The organism is Rhodopseudomonas sp. BR0M22 (genome assembly GCF_010907035.1).
Classification (GTDB): domain Bacteria; phylum Pseudomonadota; class Alphaproteobacteria; order Rhizobiales; family Xanthobacteraceae; genus Rhodopseudomonas.
This window is the reverse complement of record NZ_QUMK01000155.1, coordinates 1-418: the sequence shown is the minus strand read 5'-3', so window position 1 is coordinate 418 and position 418 is coordinate 1. Positions and strand designations below refer to the sequence as shown.

Annotated in this window: 1 protein-coding gene; it reads left to right on the top strand. The window is 64.4% G+C overall.

Annotated elements, in window-relative coordinates; translation table 11 throughout:
* Positions 1 to 344: ferredoxin family protein (locus tag DY468_RS24560; protein WP_246701110.1), on the top strand; the 344-nt coding region annotated here is incomplete at its 5' end.
* Positions 345 to 418 lie beyond the last annotated feature (74 nt).

Here is a 418-nt window from a genome sequence, read left to right as displayed (position 1 = left end):
GCGTCGGCCTCCCTGTTCACAAACGCCGGATTCCGACGATGACTCACGTCGTAACTGATAATTGCAAGGGCTGCCGTTACACCGAGTGCGTGACGGTCTGTCCGGTCGAGTGCTTCCATCTCGACGGCACGATGACCTACATCAACCCGGAGAATTGCATCGACTGCGGCGGCTGCGTTCCGGCCTGTCCGGTCGGCGCGATCGAGCCCGATTATCGGCTCGCCGCCGACAAGAAGTTCTGGATCGGCGTCAACCGCAAGCGCGCGTCCGAAACCCCGGTGATCACCGCGCGTCTGCCGCCGCTGCCCGGCGCCGATGAACGCAGGCAAGCGCTGGGACGATGATGACTGTGCCGTTTCACCTCGCCGTCGTCGGCAGCGGGCCGGCAGGCTTCTACGCTGCCGAAGCACTATTGCGG